The organism is Streptomyces sp. AC550_RSS872, assembly GCF_019049285.1.
GTDB lineage: Bacteria > Actinomycetota > Actinomycetes > Streptomycetales > Streptomycetaceae > Streptomyces.
The window spans coordinates 19,588-41,377 of sequence record NZ_JAGMUL010000208.1 but is presented as its reverse complement, the minus strand read 5'-3'; the positions used below and the strand labels follow the sequence as shown (position 1 = coordinate 41,377).

General features: G+C 69.4%; 22 protein-coding genes, 2 pseudogenes and 1 riboswitch. Of the genes and pseudogenes, 13 read left to right on the top strand and 11 right to left on the bottom strand.

Going from position 1 to position 21,790, the window contains the following annotated elements; translation table 11 throughout:
• Nucleotides 1-6: 6 nt before the first annotated feature.
• Complete coding sequence (locus KUM44_RS43700; protein ID WP_217215327.1) at nucleotides 7-924, top strand: 1-aminocyclopropane-1-carboxylate deaminase/D-cysteine desulfhydrase; 918 nt, start codon at nucleotides 7-9, stop codon at nucleotides 922-924.
• Here the strand turns inward: KUM44_RS43700 and KUM44_RS43695 are convergent.
• Nucleotides 906-2,501 carry a Na+/H+ antiporter gene (locus KUM44_RS43695; RefSeq protein WP_217215326.1) on the bottom strand — a complete coding sequence of 532 codons (1,596 nt, stop codon included), beginning with the start codon at nucleotides 2,499-2,501 and terminating at the stop codon, nucleotides 906-908. The two genes, KUM44_RS43700 and KUM44_RS43695, sit on opposite strands and share 19 nt — an antisense overlap.
• Nucleotides 2,502-2,563: 62 nt before the next feature.
• Between KUM44_RS43695 and KUM44_RS43690 the strand changes: the two genes are divergently transcribed.
• The 3 genes from KUM44_RS43690 to KUM44_RS43680 all read left to right on the top strand — a co-directional run bounded on the left by KUM44_RS43690 (nucleotide 2,564) and on the right by KUM44_RS43680 (nucleotide 4,644).
• Nucleotides 2,564-2,824, top strand: a complete 261-nt coding sequence (locus KUM44_RS43690) for a UBP-type zinc finger domain-containing protein (protein ID WP_217215325.1) — start codon at nucleotides 2,564-2,566, stop codon at nucleotides 2,822-2,824.
• A gap of 249 nt (nucleotides 2,825-3,073) precedes the next feature.
• Nucleotides 3,074-3,487, top strand: a complete 414-nt coding sequence (locus KUM44_RS43685) for an anti-sigma regulatory factor (RefSeq protein ID WP_004925829.1) — start codon at nucleotides 3,074-3,076, stop codon at nucleotides 3,485-3,487.
• Between the two features lie 17 nt (nucleotides 3,488-3,504).
• Complete coding sequence (locus tag KUM44_RS43680; RefSeq protein ID WP_217215324.1) at nucleotides 3,505-4,644, top strand: RNA polymerase sigma factor SigF; 1,140 nt, start codon at nucleotides 3,505-3,507, stop codon at nucleotides 4,642-4,644.
• A 10-nt stretch (nucleotides 4,645-4,654) separates the two neighbouring features.
• Here the strand turns inward: KUM44_RS43680 and KUM44_RS43675 are convergent, their stop codons facing one another.
• Nucleotides 4,655-5,101 carry a hypothetical protein gene (locus tag KUM44_RS43675; RefSeq protein WP_217215323.1) on the bottom strand — a complete coding sequence of 149 codons (447 nt, stop codon included), beginning with the start codon at nucleotides 5,099-5,101 and terminating at the stop codon, nucleotides 4,655-4,657.
• A 293-nt stretch (nucleotides 5,102-5,394) separates the two neighbouring features.
• Between KUM44_RS43675 and KUM44_RS43670 the strand changes: the two genes are divergently transcribed.
• Nucleotides 5,395-6,363, top strand: a complete 969-nt coding sequence (locus KUM44_RS43670; RefSeq protein WP_217215322.1) for a diacylglycerol kinase family protein — start codon at nucleotides 5,395-5,397, stop codon at nucleotides 6,361-6,363.
• 319 nt (nucleotides 6,364-6,682) lie between these two features.
• Complete coding sequence (locus tag KUM44_RS43665) at nucleotides 6,683-6,940, top strand: WhiB family transcriptional regulator (RefSeq protein ID WP_016639615.1); 258 nt, start codon at nucleotides 6,683-6,685, stop codon at nucleotides 6,938-6,940.
• A gap of 190 nt (nucleotides 6,941-7,130) precedes the next feature.
• On the opposite strand, the gene KUM44_RS43660 is transcribed toward KUM44_RS43665, so the two are convergent.
• The 3 genes and pseudogenes from KUM44_RS43660 to KUM44_RS43655 form a co-directional block, all read right to left on the bottom strand.
• Nucleotides 7,131-8,597, bottom strand: a complete 1,467-nt coding sequence (locus KUM44_RS43660; RefSeq protein WP_217215499.1) for a sensor histidine kinase — start codon at nucleotides 8,595-8,597, stop codon at nucleotides 7,131-7,133.
• Between the two features lie 436 nt (nucleotides 8,598-9,033).
• Nucleotides 9,034-9,117 (bottom strand): annotated as a pseudogene (locus tag KUM44_RS46585) (TetR/AcrR family transcriptional regulator); the annotation flags it as partial.
• Between the two features lie 10 nt (nucleotides 9,118-9,127).
• Nucleotides 9,128-10,216 (bottom strand): SIS domain-containing protein, encoded by a 1,089-nt coding sequence (locus KUM44_RS43655; protein ID WP_217215321.1) that lies wholly within the window; start codon nucleotides 10,214-10,216, stop codon nucleotides 9,128-9,130.
• 230 nt (nucleotides 10,217-10,446) lie between these two features.
• On the opposite strand from KUM44_RS43655, the gene nagB reads away from it, so the two are divergent.
• Nucleotides 10,447-11,232, top strand: coding sequence for a glucosamine-6-phosphate deaminase (gene nagB, locus KUM44_RS43650; RefSeq protein ID WP_217215320.1), 786 nt, complete (start codon nucleotides 10,447-10,449; stop codon nucleotides 11,230-11,232).
• Nucleotides 11,233-11,337: 105 nt separating this feature from the next.
• Here the strand turns inward: nagB and KUM44_RS43645 are convergent, their stop codons facing one another.
• The 6 genes from KUM44_RS43645 to KUM44_RS43620 all read right to left on the bottom strand — a co-directional run bounded on the left by KUM44_RS43645 (nucleotide 11,338) and on the right by KUM44_RS43620 (nucleotide 16,910).
• Nucleotides 11,338-11,874, bottom strand: a complete 537-nt coding sequence (locus KUM44_RS43645) for a hypothetical protein (RefSeq protein WP_217215319.1) — start codon at nucleotides 11,872-11,874, stop codon at nucleotides 11,338-11,340.
• Complete coding sequence (locus tag KUM44_RS43640; protein WP_003998028.1) at nucleotides 11,871-12,119, bottom strand: helix-turn-helix transcriptional regulator; 249 nt, start codon at nucleotides 12,117-12,119, stop codon at nucleotides 11,871-11,873. Before KUM44_RS43640 ends, KUM44_RS43645 begins: the two co-directional genes overlap by 4 nt.
• Nucleotides 12,120-12,196: 77 nt before the next feature.
• Complete coding sequence (locus tag KUM44_RS43635; RefSeq protein ID WP_217215318.1) at nucleotides 12,197-13,681, bottom strand: glycoside hydrolase family 3 protein; 1,485 nt, start codon at nucleotides 13,679-13,681, stop codon at nucleotides 12,197-12,199.
• A gap of 9 nt (nucleotides 13,682-13,690) precedes the next feature.
• Nucleotides 13,691-14,521 carry a carbohydrate ABC transporter permease gene (locus KUM44_RS43630; protein WP_217215317.1) on the bottom strand — a complete coding sequence of 277 codons (831 nt, stop codon included), beginning with the start codon at nucleotides 14,519-14,521 and terminating at the stop codon, nucleotides 13,691-13,693.
• A complete protein-coding gene (locus tag KUM44_RS43625) occupies nucleotides 14,518-15,504 on the bottom strand; it encodes a carbohydrate ABC transporter permease (RefSeq protein WP_217215316.1) in 987 nt (328 codons plus the stop codon). The genes KUM44_RS43630 and KUM44_RS43625 overlap by 4 nt, the downstream gene beginning before the upstream one ends.
• A 128-nt stretch (nucleotides 15,505-15,632) precedes the next feature.
• Nucleotides 15,633-16,910: an extracellular solute-binding protein gene (locus tag KUM44_RS43620; RefSeq protein WP_217215315.1), complete on the bottom strand. Its 1,278-nt coding sequence runs from the start codon at nucleotides 16,908-16,910 to the stop codon at nucleotides 15,633-15,635.
• A 309-nt stretch (nucleotides 16,911-17,219) separates the two neighbouring features.
• Here KUM44_RS43620 and KUM44_RS43615 point away from each other — a divergent pair, with 309 nt between their 5' ends.
• The 6 genes and pseudogenes from KUM44_RS43615 to KUM44_RS43590 all read left to right on the top strand — a co-directional run bounded on the left by KUM44_RS43615 (nucleotide 17,220) and on the right by KUM44_RS43590 (nucleotide 21,504).
• The gene (locus KUM44_RS43615) at nucleotides 17,220-17,984 is read left to right on the top strand and encodes a GntR family transcriptional regulator (protein ID WP_217215314.1); all 765 of its coding nucleotides are present in this window, start codon (nucleotides 17,220-17,222) and stop codon (nucleotides 17,982-17,984) included.
• A 199-nt stretch (nucleotides 17,985-18,183) separates the two neighbouring features.
• Nucleotides 18,184-18,717 (top strand): annotated as a pseudogene (locus KUM44_RS43610) (carbon starvation CstA family protein); the annotation flags it as partial.
• Nucleotides 18,707-18,886, top strand: coding sequence for a YbdD/YjiX family protein (locus KUM44_RS43605; RefSeq protein ID WP_374202130.1), 180 nt, complete (start codon nucleotides 18,707-18,709; stop codon nucleotides 18,884-18,886). The pseudogene KUM44_RS43610 and the gene KUM44_RS43605, both read left to right, overlap by 11 nt.
• Before the next feature lie 139 nt (nucleotides 18,887-19,025).
• Entirely contained in the window at nucleotides 19,026-19,289 is a 264-nt protein-coding gene (locus KUM44_RS43600) for a DUF3311 domain-containing protein (RefSeq protein WP_217215312.1), read from the top strand.
• Nucleotides 19,286-20,890 carry a monocarboxylate uptake permease MctP gene (gene mctP / locus KUM44_RS43595; RefSeq protein ID WP_217215311.1) on the top strand — a complete coding sequence of 535 codons (1,605 nt, stop codon included), beginning with the start codon at nucleotides 19,286-19,288 and terminating at the stop codon, nucleotides 20,888-20,890. Before KUM44_RS43600 ends, mctP begins: the two co-directional genes overlap by 4 nt.
• A gap of 107 nt (nucleotides 20,891-20,997) precedes the next feature.
• Nucleotides 20,998-21,504 (top strand): GNAT family N-acetyltransferase, encoded by a 507-nt coding sequence (locus KUM44_RS43590; protein ID WP_217215310.1) that lies wholly within the window; start codon nucleotides 20,998-21,000, stop codon nucleotides 21,502-21,504.
• Between the two features lie 77 nt (nucleotides 21,505-21,581).
• A riboswitch (cobalamin riboswitch) is annotated at nucleotides 21,582-21,672 on the top strand.
• Nucleotides 21,673-21,790: the final 118 nt, after the last annotated feature.

Here is a 21,790-nt window from a genome sequence, read left to right as displayed (position 1 = left end):
GACCGGGTGACCGGCCCCGATCTCACCGCCCTGCGCCCCCGGCTTCCCTCCCCCGCTCAGGAGTCGGCGGACGAGCGGTTCACGCGACGGGGCGTGCGGCTGCTCCTCAAGCGCGACGACCTGATCCATCCGGAGCTGATCGGCAACAAGTGGCGAAAGCTCGCGCCGAACCTGACGGCCGCCGCGGGCCGTACGGTCGTCACGTTCGGCGGCGCCTACTCCAACCACCTGCGCGCCACCGCCGCCGCGGGCCGCCTCCTCGGCCTGCCCACGGTCGGCGTGGTCCGCGGCCAGGAACTCGCCGACCGCCCCCTCAACCCGTCCCTGGTTCGCTGCGTGGCCGACGGTATGCGGCTGCACTTCGTCGACAGGTCGACGTACCGCCGCAAGACCGAGCCGGAGACGCTGGCGGCCATCCTGTGCGCGGCGGGCGCGGAGGGGGCGTACGTCGTCCCGGAGGGCGGCAGCAACGCCCTTGCCGTACGAGGGTGCCGGGCGCTCGGCGAGGAGCTGCGCGGGCAGGCCGACGTGGTCGCGGTGGCGTGCGGCACGGGCGGCACGATGGCGGGCCTGGCGGCCGGGCTCGGCCCCGGCCAACGGGCCCTGGGCGTCCCCGTCCTCAAGGGCGGGTTCCTGGCCGACGGCATACGGGAGTTGCAGGCCGAGGCGTTCGGCGGGCCGCGGGGCGACTGGCGGCTCGACGAGCGGTTCCACTTCGGCGGATACGCCCGTACGACACCGGAACTCGACGCCTTCGCCGAGGACTTCGAGGCACGGCACGACATGCCCGTCGAACGTCTCTATGTCGCCAAGTTGCTGTACGGACTTGTCGCCCTGGTGGAGGAGGGCGCCTTCCCTCCCGGGACGACGGTCGCAGCCGTCGTCACCGGCTCCCCCTTCGCCCCTCACCCGGCCTCCCGATAGGCCGCCGCCTCCTCCAGGTCCAGCCTGCGCAGCAGCGTCCGCAGCATCTCGTCGTCGATATAGCGGCCGTCGCGCAGCTTCACGAACACCGTGCGCTCGGCGCCGATCACCTCGCGGGACAGCCGGCGGTAGGTGTCGTCGACGGACTCGCCGGTGACGGGGTTGGCCTGGCCCAGGCGCTCCCAGACGGAGTTGCGGCGGCGTTCCAGGACGGCTCGCAGGCGGTCGGCCAGGGGGTCGGGAAGGGCGTTGCGTTCGTCGGAGAGGAGTTCCTCCAGGCGTCGTTCGGCAGCCCGGGACGCCTGCGCCTGGGCGTTGGCCTCGGCGAGGGTCTCGGCCTGCGCGTCCCGGCCGGGGAGTTTCAGCAGGTGGACCAGGGGCGGCAGGGTCACGCCCTGGACAACCAGGGTGCCGATGACCGTCGTGAAGGTGAGGAAGAGGATGAGGTTGCGCTCGGGGAACGGCTCACCGCCATGCACGGTGAGCGGGATCGAGAAGGCGATGGCCAGCGAGACCACGCCGCGCATCCCGGCCCAGGAGATGATGAACGGCGCCTTCCAGGTCAGGCCGCCCTCGCGTGCCCTGATCCGCGCGGACATCATGCGCGGCAGGAACGCCGCCGGATACACCCACACGAACCGCGAGACGACGACCACGAGGAAGACGGCGACCGCGTACCAGGCCGCGGGACCGCCCTCGTACTCCCCGAGGCCCTTCAGGACCACCGGCAGTTGCAGTCCGATCAGCGCGAACACCGCCGACTCCAGCACGAACGCGACCATCTTCCACACCGCCTCCTCCTGGAGCCGGGTGGCGAAGTCGACCTCCCACGCGCGGTGTCCCAGGTACAGCGCGACGACCACGACCGCCAGCACTCCGGAGGCGTGCACCTGCTCGGCGGCCGCGTACGCGACGAACGGGATCAGCAGGGAGAGCGTGTTCTGCAACAGCGCTTCCTTCACGTGCGTGCGCAGCCAGTGGATCGGCACCATCAGCACCAGCCCGACCCCGATGCCGCCGAACGCCGCGAGCAGGAAGTCACCGATCCCGCCGGCCCAGCTCGCGCCCTCGCCGACGGCGGCCGCGAGGGCGACCCGGTACGCCGTGATCGCGGTGGCGTCGTTCACCAGGGACTCGCCCTGAAGGATCGTGGTGATCCGGGACGGCAGCCCCACCCGGCGCGCCACCGCCGTCGCGGCGACCGCGTCCGGCGGCGCCACCACCGCGCCCAGCACCAGGGCCGCCGTCAGCGGCAGGTCCGGTACGACGAGGTAGGCGACCCAGCCGACGGTGAAGGTCGCGAAGAGCACGTACCCGACCGACAGCAACATCACTGGCCGCAGCTGGGCCCGCAGATCGAGATACGAGCTGTCCGTCGCCGCACTGTGCAGCAGCGGGGGCAGCACCAGGGGCAGGACGATGTGCGGGTCGAGCGTGTACTCGGGCACGCCCGGCAGATACGACACGGCGAGTCCCGCGGCGACCAGCAGCAGCGGCGCCGGCACGGGCGACCGCCGAGCGGCCGCGGCCACGGCGGCGCTCCCCGCCACCAGCAACAGCAGCGGCATCACGTCCATGCTTCTCGCCCGCCCTCGTTTTTCCGCGCGGCCATCGTCGCGGCCGTCGTAACCTGGCAATCATGAAACAGTGCACGCACGCCGACGCGCTGCCGCACCCGGAACCCGAGGCGCTGAACGAGACGTGCCCGGAGTGTCTGGCGGACGGCATGCACCCCGTACAACTGCGGCTCTGCCTCAGCTGCGGGCACGTCGGCTGCTGCGACTCGTCGCCGGGGAGGCATGCGACAGAACACCACAAGGAGTCCGGTCACCCGGTGATGCGGACCTTCGAGCCGGGCGAGGAATGGCGTTGGTGCTTCGTCGACCACGTACTCGTGTGACCCTGGATCCGGACGGTTCGACCGTCTGACGTCTGGGTACGTCAACCCGGCGCGCGCTCTTCCCAATCGGAGCCGCAGACCCCTAGACACGGAGCGTATCCACAGGTTTACTGTGAGTGACGGCAAGGGGTTGGGGTCCTGGGGACAGGAAAGTTCAGAGCGCGATAGCGTCACCGCTGAACCACACATCGCGTTACCCCGGGGGGCGACCCTCGGCCCCGAGAAGCTTGTACCACCTTGGAGGTGAGGGTGTCCCAGATCGCAGGCGAGCCCGCGACCCAGGACTTCGTGGAAGTCCGGCTGCCGGCCGCGGGTGCCTACCTGTCGGTGCTGCGTACGGCGACTGCCGGCCTCGCGGCCCGTTTGGACTTCACCCTCGACGAGATCGAGGACCTCCGCATCGCGGTGGACGAGGCCTGCGCGATCCTGCTCCAGCAGGCCGTGCCCGGCTCGGTGCTCAGCTGTGTCTTCCGACTCGTCGACGACTCGCTCGAGGTCACCGTCTCGGCCCCGACCACGGACGGCCACGCCCCCTCCAGGGACACCTTCGCGTGGACCGTCCTGTCGGCCCTCGCGGGCAAGGTCTCCTCCGCCGTGGACGAGGACAAAACCGTTTCGATCAGCCTCTACAAACAGCGCGGCGCGGGCCCCGGGCCGGCGTGAGGAACGGGGACGGGCCGGTGCGGGACGAAGAGCGCGGCACACGGGAGCTGCCGGACGGTACTGCCCCCTTCTCGGACACAGCCGGGAACCCGGGGGCGGGCCCGAGTGGTCCGAGCGGTTCCCGACGCATGGCGGACGGCATCGACGGCATCCCCGAGCAGGCCCGGCCGCACCCGGAGGACGACTCCGTGGAGGCGGGTCTCCTGGCCGAGGGACGGGATGACGAAGGTGCCGTGCAGGGCGCGTCTCCGGGCGGGCGGATCGGGGTGTCCCCGGTCCGACCGGAGGCGAGGGCTCGGGAGAGGGCAACGGGCGGGACGATGAGCGAGCACCAGCGAAACGCCGAGGACGAGGCGACGAGCGCGCAGAGCGCGCACAGCGTGCAGGCCACGCAGCACGACCCTCAGGACCGCAGCGGGGCGCGCGCCATGTTCGTCGAGCTGCGCAAGCTGCAGGACGGCAGCGCCGAGTACGCGGAGCTGCGCAACCGGCTGGTCCGTATGCACCTGCCGCTCGTCGAGCATCTCGCACGCCGCTTCCGCAACCGCGGCGAGCCGCTCGACGACCTCACCCAGGTCGCCACCATCGGTCTGATCAAGTCGGTCGACCGCTTCGACCCGGAGCGCGGCGTCGAGTTCTCGACGTACGCGACCCCGACGGTCGTCGGTGAGATCAAGCGGCACTTCCGTGACAAGGGCTGGGCGGTGCGCGTTCCGCGCAGGCTCCAGGAGCTGCGACTCTCCCTGACGACCGCCACCGCCGAGCTGTCCCAGCAGCACGGCCGCTCCCCGACGGTCCATGAGCTCGCCGAGAAGCTGGCGATCTCGGAGGAGGAGGTCCTGGAGGGCCTGGAGTCCGCCAACGCGTACTCCACGCTGTCCCTGGACGTCCCCGACACGGACGACGAGTCCCCGGCGGTCGCGGACACCCTCGGCGCCGAGGACGAGGCGCTGGAGGGCGTCGAGTACCGCGAGTCCCTCAAGCCGCTGCTGGAAGACCTTCCGCCGCGCGAGAAGCGGATCCTGTTGCTGCGTTTCTTCGGCAACATGACCCAGTCGCAGATCGCGCAGGAGGTCGGGATCTCCCAGATGCACGTGTCCCGCCTGCTGGCGCGCACGCTGGCGCAGCTGCGGGAGAAGCTGCTGGTGGAGGAGTGACGGCTGACGGCTACTTCTGATCCGGCGCGTTACCGGGCCCCCGGATTCCGAGGGCCTCGGTCGTCGCCGGATTGATCAGAAGTACGAGCGTGGCGACCGCGATCGCGGCGATCAGGATGCCCGCCGGAATGGCGATGCTGTCCGCCTGCAACAGGCTGTAGGCCACCGGCAGCGCCAGGATCTGCGTGATGATGGACGGCCCCCGGCTCCAGCTGCGCTGGGCGAACAGGCCCCGCGCGGCGAGCAGCGGCAGCAGTGCGAGCGCGACCAGGGTCACGCCGAGCGTGACAGCCTGCTGACGGTCGTCCGGATCACCGGCGAGCCCCAGCACGAGCACCCACACGCCCCCGACCGTGAGGCCCACGCCTTCCAGCGCGGTCAGCACGGCCGCATACGTCAGCCGCCGCGGACGCGGCGTGGTGTTCTCCGGGGTGGTGGGGCTCTGCTCCTTGGTCACACCTGAAGGGTAGCCCTCCGCGATATCGCCCTCGTCGGCACCTGACCGACGCCGATCAGCACTCTCCAGCCCGTCCGGCGTTTTGAGGACGAGGCCCCTTCAGGGCCGAAGCGGGGGTCCGGGGCGGCAACCCCCAGGGGGGCTCACACCAACGCCGACACCTCGAAACGGACGGCTTCCAGAGACGCGGCCCAACCGACGGAGTCCCCCCGTGTCGTGACTCACGCCCCATCTCTTACCGGATCCCCACCTCGACCTGTGCCCGGTACCCCCCAGTAGGTACGCTGCAACTCATGCGTGCACTTCTCGTGGTCAATCCGGCAGCAACCACCACAAGCGCACGTACGCGCGATGTCCTGATCCATGCGCTCGCCAGCGAGATGAAACTCGAGGCCGTGACCACCGAGTACCGCGGCCACGCGCGCGACCTGGGCCGGCAGGCGGCGGACAGCGACGACGTCGACCTGGTGGTCGCCCTCGGCGGCGACGGCACCGTGAACGAGGTCGTCAACGGACTGCTGCACAAGGGCCCCGACCCGGACCGCCTCCCCCGCCTCGCCGTCGTCCCCGGCGGCTCCACGAACGTCTTCGCCCGCGCCCTCGGCCTGCCCAACGACGCCGTGGAGGCGACCGGCGCCCTGCTCGACGCCCTGCGCGAGGGCAGCGAACGTACGGTCGGCATGGGCATAGCGGGGGGCACGCCGGGTACCGAGGACGAGGCGGTTCCGGCCAGATGGTTCACCTTCTGCGCCGGGCTCGGCTTCGACGCGGGTGTCGTCGGCCGGGTCGAGCAGCAGCGCGAACAGGGCAAGAAATCCACACACTCCCTTTACCTGCGCCAGGCGGTACGCCAGTTCCTCCAGGAGCCCAACCGCCGGCACGGCTCGATCACGCTGGAGCGGCCGGGCGAGGACCCGGTGACCGATTTGGTGCTGTCCATAGTCTGCAATACCGCTCCGTGGACGTATCTGGGCAATCGTCCGGTGTACGCGGCCCCTAAGGCCTCGTTCGATGCCGGCCTCGACGTACTCGGTCTCAGCCGTATGTCCGCGGTCGGGGTTGCCCGGTATGCGACCCAGTTGCTCACTTCGTCCCCCGAGCGCGGGGCCCGCGGCAGGCACGCGGTCACACTCCACGACCTGGACCGGTTCACCTTGCATTCGAAGGTGCCGTTGCCCCTTCAGATGGACGGCGACCACCTAGGGCTGCGTACGAGCGTGACGTTCACAGGCGTACGCCGTGCACTGCGTGTGATTGTGTGAGCGGAACGGGCCAAAGTCCTTTCACTCGAACGTTTAGGCCAGGATCCACCCCATGGAAGTACGGCTGTGACCTAGTCGACACCGAGGAATCAAAAAAAACTTTCCGGAAGGGGTTGTATCCGTCGCTGAGGTTTGCGAGTCTCTACGTGGCGATCGGGACGGCCCGCAGGACCAGCCTCCACTGATCACCGGAACCCCTCTCCAAATCACAGGACCTCGCCAGGGAACCTGGCGGTCGGCCCTTCACTTGTTGAGGGATTCGTGAAAGCGTTCACATTCACAAGCAATCAGCACGTAATACCAAGGAGAGGTAGCAGCCATGGACTGGCGTCACAACGCCGTTTGCCGCGAGGAAGACCCCGAGCTCTTCTTCCCCATCGGCAACACCGGTCCTGCGCTGCTGCAGATCGAGGAAGCCAAGGCCGTCTGCCGTCGCTGCCCGGTTATGGAGCAGTGCTTGCAGTGGGCGCTCGAGTCCGGCCAGGACTCCGGCGTCTGGGGTGGTCTCAGCGAGGACGAGCGCCGCGCCATGAAGCGCCGCGCCGCCCGCAACCGGGCCCGTCAGGCCTCCGCCTGACAACACCCGCCCCGCAAACAGCCTGAGCTTGGCGGCGCGTACAGCGAGTACGCATCTCCCGCCCCCGAGCCGCAGCGCGCAGTACCCCCGATGCGCAGCAAACGCTGGCAACGAGCATGTTGAGCCCCAGCCCCCTGAACGGGCTGGGGCTCTTTGCTGTCCGCAACGCCCGACGAGTGCGGCGGTGGGTCTACTTGGGCGCCCGCACCGGGATGTCGAGGATCACCCGGGTCCCCCGCTCCGGCGCCGGGACCATGTCGAACGTGCCGCCCAACTCGCCCTCCACCAGGGTCCGTACGATCTGGAGGCCCAGGTTGCCGGCGGTGTGCGGGTCGAAGCCGTCGGGCAGGCCGACGCCGTCGTCCTGGACGGTGACCAGGAGGCGGGCCTGCTTGGTCGTACCGCCGCGGACGGCCGAGACCTCGACCGCGCCGGTGTCGCCCTCGCGGAAGCCGTGCTCCAGGGCGTTCTGAAGGATCTCGGTCAGGACCATCGACAGGGGCGTGGCGACCTCGGCGTCCAGGATGCCGAAGCGGCCGGAGCGGCGGCCGGTGACCTTGCCGGGTGAGATCTCGGCGACCATCGCCAGCACACGGTCGGCGATCTCGTCGAACTCCACGCGCTCGTCGAGGTTCTGGGAGAGGGTCTCGTGCACGATCGCGATCGAGCCGACCCGCCGTACCGCCTCTTCGAGTGCTTCACGGCCGCGGTCGGACTCGATGCGCCGGGCCTGGAGGCGGAGCAGGGCGGCCACCGTCTGGAGGTTGTTCTTCACCCGGTGGTGGATCTCCCGGATGGTCGCGTCCTTGGTGATCAACTCGCGCTCGCGGCGGCGCAGTTCGGTGACGTCCCTCAGCAGCACCAGCGAACCGATGCGCGTGCCCTTGGGCTTGAGCGGGATCGCCCGGAACTGGATGACGCCGTCACCGGACTCGATCTCGAACTCGCGGGGCGCCCAGCCGCTGGCCACCTTGGCGAGTGCCTCGTCCACCGGCCCGTGGGTCGGGGCGAGTTCGGCGGTGGTCATGCCGAGGTGGTGGCCGACGAGGTCGGCGGCGAGGCCGAGGCGGTGGTAGGCGGACAGCGCGTTCGGGGAGGCGTACTGGACGATGCCCTCGGCGTCGACGCGGATCAGGCCGTCGCCGACCCGCGGCGAGGCGTCCATGTCGACCTGCTGGTTGGCGAACGGGAAGGAGCCGGCCGCGATCATCTGCGCGAGGTCCGAGGCGCTCTGGAGGTACGTCAGCTCCAGGCGGCTCGGGGTGCGGACGGTCAGCAGGTTGGTGTTGCGGGCGATGACGCCCAGGACGCGCCCGTCCCGGCGTACCGGAATCGACTCGACGCGGACCGGCACCTCCTCGCGCCACTCGGGATCGCCCTCGCGCACGATCCGGCCCTCGTCGAGCGCGGCGTCCAGCATCGGGCGCCGCCCGCGCGGGACGAGATGGCCGACCATGTCGTCCTGGTACGAGGTCGGGCCGGTGTTGGGCCGCATCTGCGCGACGGAGACATAGCGGGTGCCGTCGCTGGTGGGTACCCACAGCACGAGGTCGGCGAAGGAGAGGTCGGAGAGCAGCTGCCACTCCGAGACCAGCAGGTGGAGCCACTCGAGATCGGAGTCGTCGAGGGCCGTGTGCTGGCGTACGAGTTCGTTCATGGAGGGCACGTGGCCGAGCGTACCTGGCGGTACGGACATGGTTCGAAACCAGCCACCGCGGAGGCGATCCGGCCGATGGAACGGCCCTCGGAAACACCCGCGGGCCGCGGCGCCTGAGAGGGACCCTCAACCCTCCCGGCACCGCAGCCCGGAGCAACATCGGCCGTGGGGTGTGCGGTCCCGGTCGGCCGAAGGGTGAGGACCCGGGGCAGTCAGGGCAGAGAGCTCCGGTTCCTCGGTCCGTCTTCCTGTGCGGGGAAGACGGAAGTCGGTGCGTTCTCGTACTACGCGCTCCTCCGCAATTGTGGACTAGACCACTCCGGTGTGTCCATGCGTTGGAGCCTGTTTGCTGTTGACGCTTCTTCGCGGGACTCCGACCAGCTGGAGGACTAGTAGGACGCCCTGGTATCCACCACGCAGCCTAACCCGTGTGGGTTCATGTGCGGGGCCAGTTGGCCATGGCAATTTCCGCGAGCGCCTCCGGTTCCTCCCGGCTCGCCCCGTCGCGTGCCTGTTGTGACCGGGCGTTCTCAGCGTGTCTCCGTCACCTTCGCCAGCGCCCGCGGTGCGTCCGGGTCCTGGCCCCGGGCGATGGTGACCTCGTACGCCAGGAGCTGGAGCGGGAGGATCTCCAGGATCGGCTGGAGTTCCTCGGTCACGCCGTCGGTGGGCAGGACGAAGCCGGCCGAGGCCTGCTCGACCTGGTGGCGGGCGCCGATGACGACCAGGTCCGCGCCGCGGCCGCGGAGCCGGTCGAGGACGGGCTGGAGGGCCTCGCCGCCCTTGCCGTCGGTGACGACCGCGATGACCGGGGAGACGTTGTCGACCATGGCGAGCGGGCCGTGCAGGAGGTCGGCGCCGGAGTAGGCGAGGGCCGGGATGTAGCTGGTCTCCATCAGCTTGAGGGCGGCTTCCCTGGCCGTGGGATAGCCGTAGCCGCGGGAGGTGATCACCATGCGTTCGGCGAAGCGGTAGCGGGCGGCGAGGGCGCGGACCTCGTCCTGCCGGGCGAGGATCTGCTCGGCGAGGCCGGGGAGCACCTTGGCGGGGGTGCCGTCGCCGCCGCGCAGGCCCTCGACGAAGAGGTACAGGGCGAGGAGGGAGGCCGTATAGGTCTTGGTCGCGGGCAGGGCCCGCTCGGGTCCGGCCATGATGTCGAGGTGGTACTCGGAGACGGCGGCCAGCGGGGAGTCGGGATTGTTGGTCACCGCGAGCGTGATCGCGCCGGCCTCGCGGGCGGCCCGGGTCGAGGCGACGAGGTCGGGGGAGCCGCCGGACTGGCTGACGGTGACGACGAGGACGTCGGTGAGGTCGGGGCGGGCACCGTAGGCGGTGGTGGTCGACATCGAGGTCAGGCCGCACGGCAGGCCGAGGCGGATCTCCAGCAGGTACTTGGCGTAGAGGGCGGCGTTGTCGGAGGTGCCGCGGGCGGTGAGCAGGACGAAGCGGGGTGCGCGGGCCGCGATCTCCTGGGCGACGCGGCGGATGGCGGGGGCGCCGTGAGAGAGGACCCGGCGCAGTACGGCGGGCTGTTCGGCCATCTCGCGGGCCATGATCAGGCCGGGGAGTTCGTTGTGCGGGGCGTGGGGATCGGGCGGGTAGGGGGTCGTGGTGGTCATGGGCCCCTCCTGCTCTCGCACTCGTCGTGCCGGGCGTGGCGTCCGGCGCTTCGGACGGACAGTCTCCATTCCACTCCCCCACGCGCGATGACGCCTTCCCGACGGGCTCCCGAAATATCCGCGGGGCTTTCGTTCACCTGGGCCGCGGGACGCCGCTCTGTTAGATTGGTCTAAACCACATAGCCCATCAGGGCGCCCTTCGAGTCCCTCTTCAGATCGGCAGGCCCAGCGTGGAAGTTGTCATCGTTCCGGACGCCGAGGCGGGTGGCGAGCTGATAGCCGAGGCCATGACCCAGCTGCTCGCGCGCAGGCCCGACGCCGTGCTCGGCGTGGCCACCGGGTCGACCCCGCTGCCCGTCTACACGGCGCTCGCGGCCAAGGTGCGCTCCGGTGCCGTGGACGCCTCGCGGGCGCGGATCGCGCAGCTCGACGAGTACGTGGGGCTGCCCGCCGAGCACCCGGAGTCGTACCGGTCGGTGCTGCGGCGTGAGGTGCTGGAGCCGCTCGGGATCGGGATGGACGCGTTCATGGGGCCGGACGGTACGGCGGAGGACGTCCAGGGGGCGTGCGAGGCGTATGACGTGGCGCTGGCCGAGGCGGGGGGTGTCGATCTGCAGTTGCTCGGGATCGGGACGGACGGGCACATCGGGTTCAACGAGCCGTGTTCGTCGCTGGCCTCGCGGACGCGGATCAAGACGCTGACCGAGCAGACCCGGATCGACAACGCGCGGTTCTTCGACGGGGACCTCGAGCAGGTGCCGTATCACGTCATCACGCAGGGGATCGGGACGATCCTTCAGGCGCGGCACCTGGTGCTGCTGGCCACCGGCGAGGGCAAGGCGGACGCGGTCGCCGCGACCGTCGAGGGGCCGGTCGCGGCGGTCTGCCCGGCCTCGGCGCTGCAACTGCACCCGCACGCCACGGTCGTTGTCGACGAGGCCGCCGCGTCCAAGCTGAAGCTGGCCGACTACTTCCGGCACACGTACGCCAACAAGCCGGACTGGCAGGGGATTTAGACGCCTGGGCGGCGGCGACAAGCAGGACGATCCATGCGTCGGCGGGCGCACACGGGGATCCCGCCGTGCGCCCGCCATGCGGAGGCCTGCTCGACCGGGCCGCCCTTAGAGGGTGGCTGCGTCGTCCTCGGCCGGCTCGTCCTGGGCGGTCAGGCCGGCCACCCACGAGGGCATCACGAAATGGGCCACCAGGACGGCGGTGAGGGCGCAGACCGCATAGTTCCGCAGGACGTCACCGTCGGCGCTGCCCGTCACGAGAAGGCCGATCACGGCGACGGCCAGCAGGCAGGTCGTTATGCGGTGGGCGCGGGCGAGCACCCGGTTGCGTTCAGCCGACTGCCGCTCGTCCAAGGCGCGTTCGCGCAGTTCCAGCAGACCCCGGGTAGCCCTGTTGATCATCCCCTGCGCCACCATCCAGGGCAGCGTCAGCACCACCGCGACGACGGCGGCCCACACCGCTTCCGCCCGCGAGAAGCAGAAGTGGGCGAACAGCGCCACGATGGCCAGGGTGAGCGTGCCGTGCGCGGCGACAGCCAGTCGGCGTCGTGCGGCCGTGGCGTGCAGCGCCTGCCGTCGTGGGTCACGGTCGTTCATCAACCGCAGCATGCTCCGGTCGTAGCGTGTCAGGCGCGTGGTCGTCATGACTGTTTCCTCCCGTAGACCTCGTCCGTGAGCGGGCGGAACGGTTCGAGGGAGAACAGGGCCTCGACCGGCAGACCGAAGAACTTCGCGATCTTCAAAGCCAGGTCGAGGCTCGGGTTGTACTGCCCCCGCTCGATATAGCCGATGGTCTGGTAGTGGGCTCCCACTGCCTCGGCCAGGCTCTGGCGCGACACCTTGCGTTCGGCACGCACCATCGCCAATCTGTTGTGCACCTGCTCGCTCATGTATAAGAAGTACTACATTCACAGCGCGGGGTGCAAGCGAGGACAGCCCACTGCTGCGGCGGCTGCCCGTGGTGGTCTCAGGTCCCGGCGATGATCTCCGCCGCCGCTCGTCCGCACACGCGGGCCGCGCCGTGGGTGGCGATGTGCAGGGCGCCTCGGGGAACTGCCTGGGGGACGCCCATCTCGACCACGATCGTGTCCGGGCGGGATTCCAGCAGGTCGTCCAGGGCAGCCGCCATCCAGGCGTGGCGGTGTTCGTCGCGGACCACGGCCACCACCCGTCGGCCGCCGGAGGCTTCCAGGGCCGCTCGGCCCGCGGCCTCGCCCGTGTACGTGCCCGTCTCGGTGCCGGGGAGCAGGCGGTTCAGTTCCGCCGCCACCCCCCACGGGGTCTCGTCACCGACCGCGATGTTCGCGACCGGGGTGAAGGCGGCGACGTACGGCGGGTCGGTCAGCGGCGTGAAGGCCGCGGCGCCGGTCAGCTTCAGGGCGCGGCGGGCCGCGACGAGACCCACGTCCGTTCGGACCTCGCCCTCGTTCGCCGGGGCCGTGGCCGCCGTCCAGCGGGCCAGTTCGCGTACCCGTTCCGCGGCCTCCGCCAGCCGTTCCTCGGGGAGTTCGCCCGAGCGGACGGCCGCGACCAGGGCGTCGCGCAGACGTCGTACCGTCTCGTCGTCCGCCAGGCCTCCGCCCACGCAGATCGCGTCGGCGCCGGCCGCGATGGCGAGGACGCTGCCGCGTTCGATGCCGTAGGTGGCGGCGATGGCCTGCATCTCCATGCCGTCGGTGACGATCAGGCCGGTGTAGCCGAGGTCGCCGCGCAGGAGGTCGGTGAGGACCGGGCGGGAGAGGGTCGCCGGGTGGTCGGGGTCCAGGGCGGGGACGAGGATGTGCGCGCTCATCACCGCGCGGGTGCCGGCGGCCATCGCCGCGCGGAACGGGGCGAGTTCGCGGTCCGACAGCACCTGCGGGGCCGCGTCGATGCGCGGGAGCGCATGGTGGGAGTCGACCGCGGTGTCGCCGTGGCCCGGGAAGTGTTTCGTGCAGGCCGCGACACCTGCCGACTGAAGGCCGGTGACGTAGGCCGCCGTGTGGCGGGCGACCAGGGCGGTGTCGGCGCCGAAGGAGCGAACGCCGATCACCGGGTTCGCGGGGTTGGAGTTCACGTCCGCCGACGGGGCCCAGTTGAGGTTCACTCCGCAGGCGGCCAGGCGGCGCCCCAGTTCGGACGCCACCTGCCTCGTCAGGTCCACGTCGTCCACCGCGCCCAGGGCGTGGTTGCCGGGGAAGGAGGAGCCGCTGCGCACCTCCAGCCTCGTCACATCACCCCCCTCCTCGTCGATCGCGACCAGCACGTCGTCCCGCTCGGCACGCAACTGGGCTGTCAGCGCGGCCAGTTGCTCCGGCGAGGCGATGTTGCGGCCGAACAGGCCCACGGAGGCGAGGCCCTCGCCGAGGCGGCGCAGCAGCCAGTCGGGGGCGGTGGTGCCGGTGAAGCCGGGCTGGAGCACGGTCAGGGAATCGCGCGTCAAGGTGTCGGTGGCGCTGGCGATTGTCGTCATCGGGTGGCGTTATCCCTTCACGGCGCCGGCCGTCAGGCCGCTGACAGCCCTGCGCTGTAGGAAGACGAAGAGGATCAGGATCGGGATGGCGAAGAGGGAGGACGCCGCCATCGTCGCGCCCCAGTCGTTGCCGAAGGCGGTCTGGAAGCTGGACAGCCACAGTGGCAGGGTCTGCGCCTCCGCCTCCTTGTTCAGCACCAGGACCAGCGGGAATTCATTCCATGCGGTGATGAAGCCGAACAGGGACGTGGACATCAGGCCCGGGGCCAGCAGCGGCAGGATGACCTTGCGGAACGCCTGGGCGCGCCCGCAGCCGTCGACCATCGCGGCCTCCTCCAGCTCCCGGGGCACCGCGGCGACGAAGCCGCGCAGGGTCAGGATGGTGAAGGGCAGGATCATCATCATGTAGAAGACCGTCAGCGGCACGAGGCTGTTCAGCATCGACGCGTCCCGCACGATCATGTACATCGCGATGATCATGACCTCCCAGGGTGCCATCTGGGCCACCATGAAGCCGATGACGAACCCGCGCCGCCCCTTGAACCGCATCCGGGCGAGCGCGAAGGAGCCCGCGAGCGCGACGACCAGGGCGAGGCCGACCGCGCAGAGCGTGACGATCAGCGAGTTGGCGACGTACGTCCAGAAGTGGTCGACGCCGATCGCCCGCTTGAAGTGCTCGAAGGTGACGTCGACCGGGAACCAGACCGGATCCTCCGAGATGATGTCGCCGGTCGGTTTGAAGGCCGTGGAGAACATCCAGTACACGGGGAAGACGAAGCCGATGAACAGGACGACGGCCGTGACGTTGGGCCACAGGCGGCCGAAGAGCGAGCGCTTCACAGCTCGTCCTCCTCTTGCTTGAGCACGATCCGCAGGTAGTAGGCGGTGAGGCCGAGCAGGATCAGGATGGTCAGGACGGCGATGGCCGCGCCCATGCCGTAGTGCTGGTTGCCGACGCCCTCGATGTAGGCGTAGACGGGCAGGATCTCGGTGAGCCGGTCGGGGCCGCCGCCGTTGATGGTGAAGACCTGCACGAACGCCTTGAAGACCCAGATGACCTCAAGGAACGTCGTGGCGTAGAGGAAGGGACGCAGGAACGGCAGCGTGACCGTGGTGAAGCTCTTCCAGCCGCCGGCCCCGTCGAGCGCCGCGGCCTCGTAGAGCTCGCTAGGGATGGTGGTCGTGGCCGCGTAGAGGTTGATCGCGACGAACGGGATCGACATCCAGACGATCAGGACCGTGACCACGAAGAACGTCGACATCTGGCTGCTGGTCCAGCTGTAGTCGGCCATGGAGTGCCAACCCAGCTTGTCCAGTACCCAGTTGACGACCCCGAAGCGCTGCGCGAACAGCCACTGGTAGACGGTGGTCGCGGCGACCACGGGCATCGCCCAGGCCAGCACGAGCCCGACCAGCAGCAGGACCCGCATCCGCCGGCCGAGGCGGGCGAGCAGCAGGCCGACCAGGGCGCCCGCGACAATGATCAGGGCGACGTTGACCGCAGTGAACAGGATCGAGCGCAGGGTGACGCGCCAGAAGTCCTCGCCGGTGAGGACCTCCTTGTAGTTGTCGATGCCGTTCCACTCGGTGACGTGCTGGATCAGCTGCGCCATGTTGAGGTTCTGGAAGGACAGCAGTACGTCCTTCAGCAGCGGCCAGCCGAGCAGCAGCACGGTGGCCGCGCAGGCGGGCAGCAACAGGAGGTACGGGGTGAGCGCGCCCGTGCGGAACACGGCTCGGGGCCGCGGTCCCGCGGGCCCGCTCTCATCCCCCTTGGTCACGTCCACCGGGCCGGAGGGCGGCCGTTCGGTCTGCACGGTCATGCTCGCGCTCTCTCTTCTCGACCTACGTACGTAGACCCGCCTGCGGTCGCCGGGGCGGGGGGCTGCATGCGCCTCCCCCGCCCCGGCGCGACCACCGGCGCCTTACTGCGGCTGGTTGCTGCGGCTGCTCACTGCTGCTGCGCCAGACGCTTGTTGAACTCGTCCTCGACCTGCCCCGCGGCCTCGGCCGGGGACTTACCGTTCAGCACGGCGGTCATGTACGTCTTGATCGGGTTGGGCGCGTTCTCCACAGCGGCCCACTGAGGGATCAGCGGCGTGGTGCCACCGCCCGCGACGGCCGGCGCGGCGGCCTCGGCGACGGCGTTGCCCTTGAGGTTGGTCTGTAGCGCCTCCTTGTTGGGGATGACGCCGTTGAGCTTGGCCAGCTCGCCCTCGTACTGGTCGGACAGGGCGATCTTCAGGAACTCCTTGGCCAGCTCCTGCTTCTGGCTGCCCGCGGCGACCGCGAGGTTGGAGCCGCCGAGGAAGACACCCTCGGGCTTGTCGGCCGTGGCACCCGGGATGGTGAAGTAGCCGATCTCCTTCTCGATCTTCGGGTTGGCCTCGATGGCGATGCCGGCCTCCCAGCCCATCCCGATGAAGGCGCCGACCTTGCCCTTGGCGAAGACCTCACCCTGCTGCGGGGTGGCCTCGTCCTTGTCCTTGGGTGCCTTGGACAGCGCCTGGAACTTCTTGTACGTCTCCATGGCGGCGGCGATCTTGGGGTCGGCGAGGTTGGAGACGTACTTGTCGCCGTCCTTCTTGACCAGCTCGGCACCCTCACCGATGGTCAGGCCGACGAAGTGGTACCAGTTCTGGCCCGGCAGGTAGATGGGCTCGGCGTCGGTCTTCTCACCGATCTGCTTGAGGTCGGCGTAGAACTCGTCGCGGGTCCTGGGGGTGTCCTTGATGCCCGCCTCGGCCCAGACCTTCTTGTTGTAGAGGACGACGCGGTTGGCGAAGTACCACGGGGCGGCGTACTGCTTGCCGTCGTAGACGGAGGAATCGTTGAGGGACGCGGTCCAGTCGGCGCCGATCTCGGTCTTGAGGTCGGCGAGGTCGGCGAGGCCGCCGGTCTTGGCGTAGGCCGGGGTCTGGGTGTTGCCGATCTCGAAGACGTCCGGCGGGTTCTCCTCGGACAGGGCGGTGGTCAGCTTCTGCTGGATGCCGTTCCACTGCTGGACCTCGAACTTGACCTTGGCCTTGGTCTTCTTCTCGAAGGCCGCCTGGACGTCCTTCTGCCACTGGTCCGGGGAGGAGCCGTCCATCACCCACACCGTGAGCGTCTGGCCCGCGTACCCGTCTGCCCCGGCCTTGTCCCCGCCGTCGCCGTTGTCGCCCCCGCACGCCGCCAGGGAGATCATCATGCCCGCGACACCGATCGCGGATATCAGCTTGCGCTTCACGCCACCCTCCTCAGGGATGCCCACACCTCCCCCGCCCACAGGCCGGGACCTGGACCAATGGTGTAGACCAGTAGGGGGAGCTTGGACCAGACCACGAAGCGTGTCAAGGGTGGCCGAATAGCCTCTGACCAGCCGTTATGGGACCTACATATGCAAGAACCTTTAAGTAAGAAGGCAGCGAAAACAGCCGCGCCGGAGTACTCTCGTCCGCTAGACCACTCGGCGCTGTGGACTAGACCAAAAGAGGCGGCGACGGGTATACAGAAGGGATCACGAGGTGACCCTCCTCCGGAGCCGGGAAGGCAGGCCATGAGTACCGACGTCAGCAGTGCGGAGAACGAGGGTGGGGCAGGCGTTCGTACCGCGCGCGTGCCCAAGTACTACCGCCTGAAGAAGCACCTGCTCGACATGACGGAGACACAGTCACCCGGCACCCCGGTCCCGCCCGAGCGCACGCTGGCCGCCGAGTTCGACACCTCGCGCACGACCGTGCGCCAGGCCCTCCAGGAGCTGGTCGTCGAGGGCCGCCTGGAGCGCATCCAGGGCAAGGGCACGTTCGTCGCCAAGCCGAAGGTCTCGCAGGCCCTGCAACTCACCTCGTACACCGAGGACATGCGCGCCCAGGGCCTGGAACCCACCTCGCAGCTGCTGGACATCGGCTACATCACCGCCGACGACCGCCTCGCCGAGCTGCTCGACATCGCCGCCGGCGGCCGGGTGCTGCGCATCGAGCGGCTGCGCATGGCGAACGCCGAGCCGATGGCCATCGAGACCACCCACCTGAGCGCGAAGCGCTTCCCGGCGCTGCGCCGCTCCCTGGCCAAGTACACCTCCCTCTACACCGCGCTCGCCGAGGTCTACGGCGTCCATCTCGCCGAGGCCGAGGAGACCATCGAGACGTCCCTGGCCACCCCGCGCGAGGCGGGCCTGCTCGGCACCGACGTGGGACTGCCGATGCTGATGCTGTCCCGGCACTCGATCGACAGGACGGGCGAGCCGGTGGAGTGGGTGCGGTCGGTGTACCGGGGCGACCGGTACAAGTTCGTGGCCCGCCTGAAGAGGCCGGCCGACTGAGCCGACCCAGGGGCGCGGGGCTGTGTCGATATGCGGCTCCGCCGCGTGGGCGCGACCAGCCACGACGGCGCCGCAGACACACGACAACCTCACGGCACCCCCAGCGGAGCGCTACCGCGGTGTAGCGCAACCGCGCGTCCTGCCTTACGTTCCTTCCGTCGCCGCATGGACGTGAGCATGGAGTCGTCGGTCGCCGTGACAGCTCTTCCCGATCTTCGGCATCTCCAACCAGCTGCTCGCGGCTGTCGCCCTCGCCGTCTGCACGACCCTGCTGGTGAAGTCGGGACGCCTCAAGTGGGCCTGGATCACCGGGGTTCCGCTCGCCTGGGACGCCACGGTGACGCTCACCGCCAGCTGGCAGAAGGTGTTCTCCAGCGACCCGAAGGTCGGCTTCTTCAAGCAGCGTCAGGTCTTCCAGGACGCCATCGACCGCGGTGAGGTGCTGCCACCGGCCAAGACCATGGACGACATGCACACCGTGGTCACCAACTCCACGGTGGACGGCGTCCTCTCGGCGGTCCTCGCGCTCCTGATCGTCGTCGTGATCGCCGACGCCACCCGGGTCTGCGTCCGGCACGTGCGCCGCCCGGCGCTGTCCACGCTCAGCGAGGCGCCGTACGTCGAGTCGAAGATCATCGCTCCGGCCGGGATGATCGCCACGAAGGAAGAGAAGGAGGAAGAGCGCCGTGCGGTCACTTCGGCGAGCAGTGGGGCTTCGGCGGGTGCTCCGTAGCGTGCGCTGGTACGTGCGCGAGTTCACCGACGAGTCGGCATACGACCGTTATGTCGCACATATGCGGCACGAGCACCCGGACGCGGCCCTGCCCTCCCGGCGCGAGTTCGAACGGATGCGGTCCGACCGCCGGGAGGCGGACCCACGCCAGGGGTTCCGCTGCTGCTGAGCGCGCCACCGCCGTACGGCCGCCGTGTCCACCAATCCTCCACATCCGATATGCGGACAGGGTCTTCCGCTGTAGTTGCACCGTCACCTACATTGCCCGGGCGTTTCACAGGTGATCAGTGAGGGGACGGAGCCGTCAGATGTCAGATGCCCCAGAGGCGAACAGAGGGGTGGTGACACCCGTGCGGGTCGTCATCGCGCTCTGCCTCATCGCGCCCTTCGTGGCGATGCTGTGGGTCGGTTCGTACGCCAAGACGGATCCGGAACTCGCCGGCATCCCGTTCTTCTACTGGTACCAGATGCTGTGGGTCCTGATCTCCACGCTGCTGACGATGGTCGCGTACAAGCTGTGGCAGCGTGACCAGCGCGCCCGTGCTTCCCAGAAGGGCGGTGCGCCGGAATGAACGACGGCGTGAACGGCGTCGCGCTCGGCGTCTTCATCTTCTTCTTCCTGGCCGTCACGGTCATGGGCTTCCTCGCCTCGCGCTGGCGCAAGGCCGAGAACGAGAACAGCCTCGACGAATGGGGCCTGGGCGGCCGGTCGTTCGGCACCTGGGTGACCTGGTTCCTGCTCGGCGGCGACCTGTACACGGCGTACACCTTCGTGGCGGTCCCGGCGGCGATCTACGCGGCGGGTGCGGCCGGCTTCTTCGCGGTGCCGTACACGATCCTCGTCTACCCGCTGATCTTCACGTTCCTGCCCCGACTGTGGTCGGTCTCCCACAAGCACGGCTATGTGACGACCTCGGACTTCGTGCGCGGGCGTTTCGGCTCGAAGGGCCTGTCGCTGGCGGTGGCCGTCACCGGCCTCCTGGCGACCATGCCGTACATCGCGCTCCAGCTCGTCGGCATCCAGGCCGTGCTGGACGTGATGGGCGTCGGTGGCGGCGAGAACACGAACTGGTTCATCAAGGACCTCCCCCTCCTCATCGCCTTCGGTGTGCTGGCGGCGTACACCTACTCCTCGGGCCTGCGCGCCCCCGCGCTGATCGCGTTCGTCAAGGACACGCTGATCTACGTCGTCATCGCGGTGGCGATCATCTACATCCCGATCAAGCTGGGCGGGTTCGACGAGATCTTCGGCGCGGCGAGCGAGAAGTACACGGCTGCCAAGGCCGGCGGCCTGGTCCCGGCCGAGGCGGGCCAGTGGACGTACGCCACGCTGGCGTTGGGCTCCGCCCTCGCGCTGTTCATGTACCCGCACTCGATCACCGCGACGCTCTCCTCCAGGAGCCGTGAGGTGATCCGCCGCAACACCACGATCCTGCCGCTGTACTCGCTGATGCTGGGCCTGCTGGCCCTGCTGGGCTTCATGGCGATCGCGGCCGGTGTCAAGGCCACCAACCCCCAGCTGGCGATCCCGCAGCTCTTCGAGGACATGTTCCCGTCCTGGTTCGCGGGCGTGGCCTTCGCGGCGATCGGCATCGGAGCCCTCGTTCCCGCGGCCATCATGTCCATCGCGGCGGCGAACCTCTTCACCCGCAACATCTACAAGGACTTCATCAAGCCGGACGCGACGCCCGCGCAGGAGACCAAGGTCTCCAAGCTGGTCTCGCTGCTGGTGAAGGTGGGCGCCCTGGTCTTCGTCCTCACCATGGACAAGACGGTCGCGATCAACTTCCAGCTGCTGGGCGGCATCTGGATCCTCCAGACCTTCCCGGCCCTGGTCGGCGGCCTGTTCACCCGCTGGTTCCACCGCTGGGCCCTGCTCGCCGGCTGGGCGGTCGGCATGGTCTACGGCACGGTCGCCGCGTACGGCGTCGCCTCGCCGACGCAGAAGCACTTCGGCGGCTCGTCGAAGGAGATCCCCGGCATCGGGGAGATCGGCTACATCGGCCTCACGGCGTTCGTACTGAACGTGGTGGTCACGGTGGTCCTGACCTTCGTCCTGAAGGCGGCGAAGGCCCCGGAGGGCATCGACGAGACGAAGCCCGAGGACTACACGGCGGACGCGGGCGACCCGGGAGTCGAGACGGAGCTTCCCAAGGTGGGCGCCGGGCACTGAGCCAACGCGAAGGGGCGCGGGGAACTGCGCGACCAGCCACGAACAACCCGCAGCGGGCCGCCGAAAGCAAGACCAACGGCGGCCCGCTGTCGTACACACTGACGACCATGGACATCCAAATCCGGCGGGTGAGACCCACCGAATACACGGCCCTGGGCGACATCACCGCCAAGGCCTACCTCCAGGACGGTCTGCTCGACTTCGGGGAGAGCGACGAGTACCTCGGCGAGCTGAGGGATGTGGCCAAGCGCGCGGCCGCCGCCGAGGTACTGGTGGCCGTCGCGGACGGCAGGCTGCTGGGCGGGGTGACCTTCGTGCCGGACGGCGGGTCCATGGCGGACATAGCGCGCCCCGGGGAGGCGGAGATCCGCATGCTGGCGGTCTCGCGGGAGGCACGTGGCCGGGGCGTCGGCGAGGCCCTCGTACGTGCCTGCATCGACCGCGCACGGGCCACGGAGGCCTGTGTGCGCATCGTCCTGTCGACCCAGCGCACCATGCACAGCGCCCACCGCATCTACGAACGTCTGGACTTCGTCCGTACGCCCGAGCGGGACTGGAACCCGGTCCCGCAGCTGGACGACATCACTCTGCTCACCTACCAGTTGACGCTCTGAAACCAGGGCGACACAACATCTGGGGGTGACACGACAGCGCGGCACAAGATGTATGCTCATGCTCGCTGTCGCCGCAGGGGAATCCGGTGCGAATCCGGAACTGTCCCGCAACGGTGTACTTGTGCATGTCTGTTCCCCCAGCCGTGCACAGGAGTCAGTCCGAGGACCTGCCGACAGCGCGCCCGGCCACCCGGCCGGTGCGCCCTGACGTCCGGGCCTCGTGGAATGGGCCGGTGGACGCGACGCCGCGTGCGCTCGTGTGCTGCCCCCCGCCCTCCGCAAGGCC